This window comes from Bacillus sp. AFS088145, from assembly GCF_002564465.1.
Taxonomy (GTDB): Bacteria; Bacillota; Bacilli; order Bacillales; family Bacillaceae_G; genus Gottfriedia.
Genome location: NZ_NUUX01000044.1, coordinates 135,560 through 145,228, shown reverse-complemented (window position 1 = coordinate 145,228; position 9,669 = coordinate 135,560). Strand labels below are relative to the sequence as shown.

General features: G+C 30.4%; 11 protein-coding genes. 4 read left to right on the top strand and 7 right to left on the bottom strand.

What is annotated here, in order from left to right; genetic code table 11:
* The first annotated feature begins 199 nt into the window (after positions 1 to 199).
* Positions 200 to 1,138 (top strand): metal ABC transporter substrate-binding protein, encoded by a 939-nt coding sequence (locus COI44_RS22110; RefSeq protein ID WP_098429809.1) that lies wholly within the window; start codon positions 200 to 202, stop codon positions 1,136 to 1,138.
* A gap of 36 nt (positions 1,139 to 1,174) precedes the next feature.
* Here COI44_RS22110 and COI44_RS22105 read toward each other — a convergent pair whose 3' ends face one another.
* On the bottom strand, positions 1,175 to 2,458 hold the full coding sequence (locus COI44_RS22105) for an MDR family MFS transporter (protein ID WP_098429808.1): 1,284 nt from the start codon (positions 2,456 to 2,458) through the stop codon (positions 1,175 to 1,177).
* Positions 2,459 to 2,622: 164 nt separating this feature from the next.
* On the opposite strand from COI44_RS22105, the gene COI44_RS22100 reads away from it, so the two are divergent.
* Positions 2,623 to 3,672 (top strand): YkvI family membrane protein, encoded by a 1,050-nt coding sequence (locus COI44_RS22100; RefSeq protein WP_098429807.1) that lies wholly within the window; start codon positions 2,623 to 2,625, stop codon positions 3,670 to 3,672.
* On the opposite strand, the gene COI44_RS22095 is transcribed toward COI44_RS22100, so the two are convergent.
* The 4 genes from COI44_RS22095 to COI44_RS22080 all read right to left on the bottom strand — a co-directional run bounded on the left by COI44_RS22095 (position 3,669) and on the right by COI44_RS22080 (position 7,188).
* A complete protein-coding gene (locus COI44_RS22095) occupies positions 3,669 to 4,037 on the bottom strand; it encodes a DUF3979 family protein (RefSeq protein ID WP_098429806.1) in 369 nt (122 codons plus the stop codon). The genes COI44_RS22100 and COI44_RS22095 overlap by 4 nt on opposite strands.
* 138 nt (positions 4,038 to 4,175) lie before the next feature.
* On the bottom strand, positions 4,176 to 4,553 hold the full coding sequence (locus COI44_RS22090; RefSeq protein ID WP_069031962.1) for a hypothetical protein: 378 nt from the start codon (positions 4,551 to 4,553) through the stop codon (positions 4,176 to 4,178).
* Between the two features lie 81 nt (positions 4,554 to 4,634).
* Positions 4,635 to 6,800 carry a DNA topoisomerase III gene (locus COI44_RS22085; protein ID WP_098429805.1) on the bottom strand — a complete coding sequence of 722 codons (2,166 nt, stop codon included), beginning with the start codon at positions 6,798 to 6,800 and terminating at the stop codon, positions 4,635 to 4,637.
* A 163-nt stretch (positions 6,801 to 6,963) separates the two neighbouring features.
* Positions 6,964 to 7,188, bottom strand: a complete 225-nt coding sequence (locus COI44_RS22080; RefSeq protein WP_098429804.1) for a hypothetical protein — start codon at positions 7,186 to 7,188, stop codon at positions 6,964 to 6,966.
* 304 nt (positions 7,189 to 7,492) lie between these two features.
* Between COI44_RS22080 and cspD the strand changes: the two genes are divergently transcribed.
* Positions 7,493 to 7,690, top strand: coding sequence for a cold-shock protein CspD (gene cspD, locus COI44_RS22075; protein ID WP_056466512.1), 198 nt, complete (start codon positions 7,493 to 7,495; stop codon positions 7,688 to 7,690).
* 158 nt (positions 7,691 to 7,848) lie between these two features.
* Positions 7,849 to 8,094, top strand: a complete 246-nt coding sequence (locus COI44_RS22070) for a DUF2564 family protein (protein WP_098429803.1) — start codon at positions 7,849 to 7,851, stop codon at positions 8,092 to 8,094.
* A 610-nt stretch (positions 8,095 to 8,704) separates the two neighbouring features.
* Here the strand turns inward: COI44_RS22070 and COI44_RS22065 are convergent.
* Together COI44_RS22065 and COI44_RS22060 are read right to left on the bottom strand one after the other, a co-directional pair.
* Entirely contained in the window at positions 8,705 to 8,890 is a 186-nt protein-coding gene (locus COI44_RS22065; protein WP_098429802.1) for a zinc-finger domain-containing protein, read from the bottom strand.
* Between the two features lie 16 nt (positions 8,891 to 8,906).
* The gene (locus COI44_RS22060; RefSeq protein ID WP_098429801.1) at positions 8,907 to 9,563 is read right to left on the bottom strand and encodes a reverse transcriptase-like protein; all 657 of its coding nucleotides are present in this window, start codon (positions 9,561 to 9,563) and stop codon (positions 8,907 to 8,909) included.
* Positions 9,564 to 9,669 lie beyond the last annotated feature (106 nt).

Below are 9,669 nucleotides of genomic sequence, written 5' to 3'. Positions count from 1 at the left end.
GGATTAAATCGTATTTATTACGATTTTGAATATTTTAAAAAAATATGTACTAAATTGTTTGATAAAAATTATCTTACATTTTTTTTAAAATTTAAAAAGGAATGATTACGAATTAATTAAAATTTTTTAACTTTATTCGTTTATTAACAACCTCATTATAAAATACTAAAATGATTAACTTTTTTAGGGAGAGAAAAAAATGAAATTTAAAAAATTAGCAATCACGACATTGCTATTAACAAGTGCAGTTCTGTCAGCTTGCAATAAAGACACGCATCAGCAAAGTACTAAAAATAAAAATAAATTAACGATTTATACAACCATTTATCCTTTACAAGATTTTGCTGAAAAAATTGGTGGTAAATACGTTGATGTACATTCCATATACCCAACTGGTGTTGATACTCATGATTTTGAACCAACTTCTAAGCAAATTGTACAAATCGCAAACTCAGATTTATTTGTTTACAATGGTGCAGGTATGGAACCTTTTGCAGATAAAATCAAAGAAACACTTAAAAATAATCATGTTGCAATCTTAGAGGCTACTAAAAATATTGAATTAATAAAGTCAAACGAAGAAGAAATTGAGGAAGATGAAGATCATCATGACGTTGATCCACACGTTTGGTTAGATCCATCTCGTGCAAAAATTGAAGCACAAAATATTAGAGATGAATTAGTTAAATTAATGCCAAAAAACAAACAATACTTTGAAGCAAATTATGATAAAATTGAAAATCAATTTGATGAACTTGATAACGAATTAAGAAATTTAGTTTTACATTCTGCACGTAAGGATATTGTCGTTTCACATGCAGCATATGGATATTTGGAACAACATTACGGAATTGAACAAATCCCGATCACAGGACTTTCCCCTTCTCAAGAGCCATCACAGAAGGATTTAAAGAAAGTTGTTGATTTTGTTAAAGAACATCATGTCAAATATATTTTGTTCGAAACGTTTGCTACACCAAAAGTAGCAACAGTTGTAAAAAATGAAACACATGCTGAGATCTTAAGACTTAACCACCTAGCAACTATCTCAGAAGATGATTTAAAGAATCACAAAGATTATTTCGACTTAATGCAAGAAAATATCGACACGCTAGATAAGACATTAAATAACCGTTAAAAAGAGGACCCAGTTTGTTGGGTCCTCTTTTACTACTTATCCTACCTTCATATTATCAGAAAACGGTTCAGGTTTTTTCTTGATCTCTTTAAACATCAATTCAAATAAATATGCTCCAATCAAGGCTAGGATCGATATTATGCTAAATGTCCATTTATATCCGATTAGCCCGGCTAGTGGAATCGTTAATGGTGCAATCGTTCGTCCGAGTGACCATCTTAAACCTGCTGCAGCGAAATACTGTCCACGTTGATTTTCGGGAGCAATTTTTGCAATAAATGAGTTCTGATTTCCTACAACTAATATCTCACCCAAAGTGAAGAGCGCCATTGCAATAAAAATAACATAGGCTGATAGGGTGAATCCAAACAATAACATAGATAAAGCATAACAAACAGATGATGCAAAAAATAAAAATCTTTCATTAAACTTATTGGCAAATTTCGTTATTAAAACTGTAAATAATGCTACGATTAAACCGTTTTCGGCAATGACCCAGCTAAATAATGTTCCACTATTTGTCTTTAAAGTAAAATCACCAAAGCTAAATAATGTTTGAACAGGAATACTTTCTTTTATATAAACCGCTAGTAATAAATCTAATTGAGTAAAAGTTTGAGAGATTAATATACCAGCTGCAACAAATAAGAAAAAAACTTTATCAGTAAAAATTACACGATAATTCTTTACTTGTTTAATTAAAACTTTTGAAATAGACGCTTCTTTTTCTTGTCTAACAGAGTCTGGTAATGACTCTTTTATTAAAAGTAGAATCATAAAAGCGACAATTAAAAAGATCAATGAAGATGTAGTAAATAATAAAAATCTTGCTTTGAAAAATAAAATTCCACCAATAATTGGTCCGATCACTACATTAATATTTATCATCGTATAAAAAACAGCGAAGACTAAGTTTCTTTCATCTTTATCCTCAACTGTATCTGCTACCATAGCCGAACTTGCTGGATTATATAGCATTCCTGTGACACTAATAATTGCAAATCCTAAAAAAGTTAGCCATGGTGAATTTAAAATTGGTGAATTTGCAATTGTTAGCAAAATCATTCCTCCAGCTTGAATGAAAGCTGAAATTACCATCATTCGCTTTCGGCCATACGTATCAGCTAAATATCCTCCGATTAAATTTGCAAATACCCCAACAGCTTGAGAGCACATAAGTAAGATCCCTGCTGTCACTTTACCTAGTTCTTCAGAAAAATAAATTGCTAAAAATGGTAAATACATCCAGAAGAATAATCCAAAGAAAAACTCAGCAACAAGCCTGATCTTCATATTAAAATTCCATTTAAGTATATTCATGATGTCCGTCCCCCTAACCTTCTCACTTTAACATAATTAAAAAATTGCGTAAATTGAACAATAAAAGCATTTAGTAGATTTGTTTATAAACTTTTACTAAGGGAGCATGTCTATTTTCCTAATATGTATCATACAATTTAGTACTACATTTAGGAGGACTTCCTATGAAATTCAACTTTAGTAAAGAAGCTCGAAATATAGCCTTTACGTATGTCGGAACAGTGATTGGAGCAGGGTTTGCCACGGGTAAAGAAATTGTAGAGTTCTTTTCAATTAACGGGATATTTGGTGCAATGGGGATCCTTTTTGCCACTATATTATTTTGTTGGTTTGGAACTAAAATTATGACAATTGCTCATACATATAAATTAAATTCTGCTCAGCAATTTAATGTACTTTTGTTTGGAGAACTCGGAGGAAATATTATTAATGGGCTATTATTCTTTGTTTTAATTGGCGTTACAAGCGTCATGTTGTCTGGTGCTGGAGCTGTATTTAAAACTTACTTACATTTTGATTCATTTATCGGATCATTTCTTTTTATCATTTTGACTTTTATGGTTTTAAGAAAAGGGACAAGTGGTTTATTCAGTCTAAATAATACGGTAGTCCCAATTATGTGTGCTTTTATTCTCGCAGTTTTCATCAACTCACATTTACCATTTACGATGCATGAAATAACACTAGACCATATTTTACCTTCTATTAATAAGCTTAACTATACAGTGTTTACAAAGCCAATAACCTATGTTTGTTTAAATATGGCATTAGCCCAGGCAGTTTTAGTACCCATTGGTTTTGAATGCAAAGAAAAATCTTCTATTGTTCAAGGCGGTGTATTAGGCGGTCTAATATTAGGGACTATTTTATTACTAATTCACCTGAACGTATCAGGTGTAGCCAATTTTCAACAATATGAAATTCCAATGGTAGAAGTAATCAAAAAAATCCATCCAATTTTCTATTACTTTTTCCTAATGGTTATTCTAGCTGAAATTTTCACCACACTAGTTGGGAATATATATGGGATGTCTAGACAAATTAATTCATATATCCGATTAAATACAAATTTAGTCGTTATCTTATTATTAATTTGCTGCCTGTTTATTAGCATTATCGGCTATGGACCATTATTAACATTCCTTTATCCACTTATCGGCTGGATTAGTTTTCTTGTAATCCTAACCTTACTAAAACCTAAAAAATCATCTTAATCGCAATCATCGCAAACTTCATAATATAAACCAAATTCAATGTGTAACTTTGGCTTCCATTGAATCTTAAACATCCTACTTTGCCAACGTTCTAATACAAATTGAATTGAATTTTCATCATGATCGTTTATTAAGATCATTTGATGAACTTGTAGGCTTTTTACAGAGAAGCGATTTTCATTTTCGATATACCAATCAATCGTTAACTCATCATATTCATTTATAATAAACTTAACATAAGTGCTCGGTTTATCTTTCAGGCTCATCTCGCTAAATATACCTTCGTCAGTCACAATAATCGGATAATCACCTTTATCATTTTTTTCTAATTTTATTTGAAAGGTATTTTCTAAAAAACAAATCATTTTGTCACCTTCTAATTTATGATATGTTGATAGTTTAACAAATAAAGACAGGAAAAGACAGGAATATGCCGGTGCATGAGATTTTGATTCTTAAATTGAAAAAGGATTACTTCTTATTTAAAAGAGTAATCCTTCTTTTTATTTTCGATTGTATAAAGCTTTATATTTAGACCATGTATTTCTTCTTTCTTTCATTAAACTAATGAATTCCGGTTTACATTCATCTAAATTAGTTAACGCTACAAGTTCATTATTTTTCCATTTTGTTACAATACCTTCTGTCGTATAAATTAAGTATTGGTATTCTAAGTAACTTCCTAACGTTGATAAGCTTATTTGTTCAAAAATATTTTCTGCAAAACTGTTAGAAAATGATACACATACCGGCCTTGTGCCCACTCGATCCAAGTCAAGGACATGTACAATTTTCCGATTACAGTCTATACATAATGAATAGACGGAAGGAACAATTCCACCAGTTAGAAAAACTTGTTCATTGCTATAGAATTCCTTCACTCTAATCCTCCTATTATCATTGTATATAAGTATATGCAATAAAAAATAGAATTGACTAGTTAAATTACATTATGCCCCACTTTATTTAATGGAATTTTGGATAAACATAATCTTCCCTGATTCATTAAATTTTAAAGAAGCCTCAAATTCTTTACCATCCTTTGAAAATCCTTTAATAACTTCTGTAGTCTCACCGTTTAATAACTGCTTCATTAATGTCTTTGTAATTGTTTTTCCTAATATTTTTTTTGAAATTGTAACTCCACATTTTGTTTTTTGGAATTGATCACAACCATAAAATGAACCTTTATCGATCATTTTACCATCGCATTTAATACATTTTCCAACACTAGTTGATTTTTTCTTCGGCCCAAACTTCGAATTTTGCATCTCTTCAATTTTAAACTCTGAAAAATTCCATATCTTCTCGTTTTCATATGCATCAAGAATTATTTTTTCAGTTAATTTTTTTGTTTGTTCCATAAACTCAAGACTACTTGCTTTTCCTTCACCAATTTCACTTAATCTCTGTTCCCATTTTGCAGTCATTTCAGGTGAAGTTAAAATATTTTCCCCAAGAGCATAAATTATAAGCTTCCCCTTATCCGTAGCGAAAACTTGATTTTTTTTAACTTCAATATATTTTCTATTTTTTAAAGTACCAATAATACCAGCCCTAGTTGCCTCAGTACCTAGTCCTTCAGTTTTATTTAGTATTTTCGTTAATTCCGGATTATCAATATGTTTTCCGGCAGACTTCATTAATGTGATTAATTGTCCCTCTGTATATCTTTTAGGTGCTTGAGTTTTCTTTTCTTTTACCTCTACCTTTTTAACAATTCCTTCTTGTCCAGTTTCAACAACGGGTAAATTTTGTTCTTCTGTATTTTTTTCTTTTGATTTTTCGAATATGACTTTACGCCAACCTTCTTGAACCATTATTTTCCCTTTTGAAATAAAAGTCGCTCGCCCGTCTACTAACGTATGAATTGTTGTATAATCAAAAATTGAATTAGGATAATGTGCACTAATTAAACGATTTACAATTAATTCATATATTTTCAATTCTTCATCATTCATTTTATGGATATTTGGTACTTGCTCAGTAGGAATAATTGCATAGTGATCAGTGACCTTTTTCTCATTAACGTAGCGACTATTATTTAATATAGATTGATTTGGCAGAGGGAAGAATTTTGAAAATTGCTCAATATTTTCAAGTTTCTTCAATATATCTGGGAGCATCATTGCTTCTTCTTTCGTAATAAAACTTGAGTCTGAACGTGGGTATGAAATATTCCCTTTGACATAAAGTTTTTGTGCAATCTCGAGAGTTTTTTGTGGTGAAAATTTATATTTACTGTTTGCATCAGCTTGGAGCGCCGATAAATTATAAAGAAAAGGTGGTTGAAACTCTTTTCTTTCTTGCTCAATATCAGTAATTTTTACATTTTTATTTTCACAAAAGCCAGCAATTTTTTCTGCTAATTCCTTTGACATAATTTTAGATTCTGATTCATTATGCCATTTCCCAAAAAACTTTTGCTTATCAAATTGAAATGTAGCAAAAACTTCCCAATAAGGTTCGGAATTAAACCTTTCAATCTCAAGTTCTCTTTTGACAATAAGAGCGAGTGTTGGGGTTTGAACTCTTCCTAACGAAAATACATCCTGGATACCTTTTTTTTGTAAATGTAATGAATATACTCTTGATGCATTCATCCCAACTAACCAATCAGCACATGCACGGCTATACGCCTCAAAGAATAAGCTTTTTGTTTCGCTTTCATCCAATAGTTGACTAAATCCTTTTTTAACAGCATTTTCTGTTAATGACGAAATCCAAAGTCTTCTCATTGGCTTTTTATTTCCAGCTAAATTTAAAATAAGGCGAACGATATGTTCTCCTTCACGCTCACAGTCACCTGCAAGAATTATTTCATTAACTTCATCTAAGTGGACTAAATTCTTTATGACTGAAAATTGATCCCATTTTCCTTTTGATACTTTATGTCCAAAGCGGTTAGGTATAATTGGTAATGTATTTAATGACCACTTTTTCCATTTTTCATCATATTCTTCAGGTGATAATAACTCACATAAATGCCCAATAGCCCAAGTTAAATAAGCACCTTTTGGAAAAAACTCGTTAGGTTGAATGACTAAGAACCCTTTTTTCTTTTGGAACTTAAAAGGGGCTGCAAGCTTTAAACCTTGATCGGGTTTTTCGGCAATAATTAATTTCATTTTATTCCTCACAATTTAAACTAATTTTTGTATCACTATTTGTTAGATATAGTTATTATATAACTTATGTAATGGTAGGGAAAGCAGGAAGAAACGAAAAAAAGGCAGTGCCAAAAGAATTCATTCTCTTGAGCTGCCTTTTTTTCTTCTTGGTTAGATGCTTTTAACTACACGCTGGATTACGTGGTATTTGTATAAATTCTACTTCTTCTAATATTTTAATTCGTTTTGTTACAATGACAACATAGTTAGCTGTCCATATATATTGAGGAAAGTTATTTTCGTCAACCATCATTGCTTGAAATGTATCATTCATCATTTCTTCAAATATTTCCTCTGTTATTAAATCATTTTCAATTTTAAATTCAATCCATTCACAATGAATCATGTTCATCTCTCCGTCTCTATATAAAGTGAAATCAAGATTGATTCTTAGTAGTAATTTAAATTACTTACTATGGTTGTAGTATATCATGTACTTTTCTATTTGTGAATATTTTCACAAACTAATATTAACTTTTTATTTTATTTATGAAATTTTTAAGTCAATTGAATGTATATTTTGATATTAAGCGCTTACTTGACTTATATTCTTAATAGTTGTATATTAATTTCAACATTTATTATTAAAATTATTAATAAATGGAAATTCTTTCGCGCTTCATGTGCAATGTTTTAGGAGGAAAAGAAAAATGCAAGGAAAAGTAAAATGGTTCAACAATGAAAAAGGTTTCGGATTCATCGAAGTTGAAGGTGGAGACGATGTATTCGTACATTTCTCAGCAATCCAAACTGACGGATTCAAATCTTTAGAAGAAGGTGCTGAAGTTTCTTTTGACATTGTTGAAGGTAACCGTGGACCTCAAGCTGCTAACGTAGTAAAGCTATAAAATAAACTTGACTACATAAAGGACTGATTTTATCAGTCCTTTTTTATTTTTTATTAAGAGAAAAATTATTCAGTACACTTAATCAAAAAAAATCCTCTCGCTTTTCATGATTCCTATTTTATTTGGGAATAATACGAAGTGAAATAAGGAGGGTGTTTATGTCAAATTTTAATAATTTTGAGGACGTAGAAATGAAAGTTAAAGCTGCTCAAAAGCTTGTAGGCTATGCAACAATGAGCATGGATGAGCAACAATTAACCGATGCAACAACTGCAGTTAATCAAGCAAGAGAACAGCTTGAAAAAATGAAGGGCCTTGCTACTGATTTAGATGATGAGTTTTTAAAGAAACAAGAAGAAGACTTAATGCAAGTTGAGCAACAAATAAGAGAAGCTCAGATATAATGAAAAAGAGGTTGTCTCAAAAGTCAGGTTATCGGACTCAGAGACACCTCTTTTTTTAAACGTTAAAATATTGTGTTTTAAATACAAAATACGAACGTTTGGGAACAAAATATTATTACCTTAACTATGTTAATCTAAGTAGTGGGGGTATCCCAATAGTACTTTTCATAAAAAAACATTCCTAATTTAAGATTATTAGAATATTTATACGGTTTAGTATTTGTTGGAGCATATTTGGTAGTTTTCCATTTCAAAGATTCGGCTATTGTACAATTATTAGCTCTTAATACCCTTACTGGTATAGGTAATAATTAAATTTATTTGCTACAATCTTGGATTTAATTGCAGATTTGTAAATTTTAATTGCGGTTCTCAATTTTCAATTGCAGATTTGCTAATTTTATTTGCGATTTCTGGATTTTATTTGCAGTCCAAGCTTCTTTTCTAACATTTCATCCTTAATTGCCGTTAAAAAGAGGGTTCCCCTAATGTAATACTATTTGGCCACCCTCTCCCTCTTTTTTTATTTTGAATTACGACTCAGTCAATAATAGTAAATTTACGTAAACATTAGTTATCAAAGTTTGCTATATTCCATTTAATGTTTGAGTTAACAATCAGAAGTTAATTGCTTACCGATCGCTTTTATTTTTTCACCAACTGTACATTTATTAATACAAAATGATTGTGCGAATTTTTGACTATGGTCTTTTCTAAAATGTTTATAGACAAAACAGCCATCGCAATAAGTCTTTATTAAAGAATCTATTTCCTCCAAGATTTCTTTACGTTCCATAATTCAATTCACCTCTTCATGTAACTTCAATTGTACTTATTATCTTATTCCCTTTAAGTGCTTGCGTTGCTAAATTATGAGCTTCTTTATTATCATTACGTTTAATAAGTTCTAATTGTAAGGTTAATTTTAAGTTTTTACATTTTCTTTCAATTCGATTTATGAATCGTTCATGTTGTTCTTCATAACAAGGCCAATCTCCATTTAATTGATTAATGACTACTTGTGAATCCCCTTTAATAACAATCGTTTGTCCTGTTATATTCATTTCCTCTAATAATAGGATTGCATTTTCAATTGCAGCAAACTCCGCTTCATTATTTGTCATTAACCCATCTAATTTTTCATTAAACCTCTTTCGATAGTTTTTACCATTTTGACTAAAGTATAAGCATACACCTATTCCAGATATAGAGGTTGATAGATCAAATCCGCCGTCAAAAAAAATTGAAATATTATGAGGTTCTTCTTCGAGTTCTTTTAAGTATTTTATTACTTGTTTTTTAGTCCACTCTGTGTCGAATTGATCTAAAAAGATGATTTCTCTTGTTCTACCTGTACTTTCAAAATCTTCCGCTAAAAGTAGTGCTTCTTTTATTTCTAACCATTCAGTTTCAAGTGTAATTTGATATTTCTTTTTGGTTTGATACTTCCAACTGATCTTTAGCTTCATCCGACACACCTCTTCTATCGTTTATTTAGACTTGCTATGGTTGAATATAAATTACTTCATTTCATATTTTAAGTTTTCATTTTTTTGAATATATACTAAAATGGTA

Bases quoted from the DNA above. Each gene is read 5' to 3' on its own strand.
- COI44_RS22110 (WP_098429809.1), top strand. From the start codon at position 200: ATGAAATTTAAAAAATTAGCAATCACGACATTGCTATTAACAAGTGCA.
- COI44_RS22105 (WP_098429808.1), bottom strand. From the start codon at position 2,458: ATGAATATACTTAAATGGAATTTTAATATGAAGATCAGGCTTGTTGCT.
- COI44_RS22100 (WP_098429807.1), top strand. From the start codon at position 2,623: ATGAAATTCAACTTTAGTAAAGAAGCTCGAAATATAGCCTTTACGTAT.
- COI44_RS22095 (WP_098429806.1), bottom strand. From the start codon at position 4,037: ATGATTTGTTTTTTAGAAAATACCTTTCAAATAAAATTAGAAAAAAAT.
- COI44_RS22085 (WP_098429805.1), bottom strand. From the start codon at position 6,800: ATGAAATTAATTATTGCCGAAAAACCCGATCAAGGTTTAAAGCTTGCA.
- COI44_RS22080 (WP_098429804.1), bottom strand. From the start codon at position 7,188: ATGATTCATTGTGAATGGATTGAATTTAAAATTGAAAATGATTTAATA.
- cspD (WP_056466512.1), top strand. From the start codon at position 7,493: ATGCAAGGAAAAGTAAAATGGTTCAACAATGAAAAAGGTTTCGGATTC.
- COI44_RS22070 (WP_098429803.1), top strand. From the start codon at position 7,849: ATGTCAAATTTTAATAATTTTGAGGACGTAGAAATGAAAGTTAAAGCT.
- COI44_RS22065 (WP_098429802.1), bottom strand. From the start codon at position 8,890: ATGGAACGTAAAGAAATCTTGGAGGAAATAGATTCTTTAATAAAGACT.
- COI44_RS22060 (WP_098429801.1), bottom strand. From the start codon at position 9,563: ATGAAGCTAAAGATCAGTTGGAAGTATCAAACCAAAAAGAAATATCAA.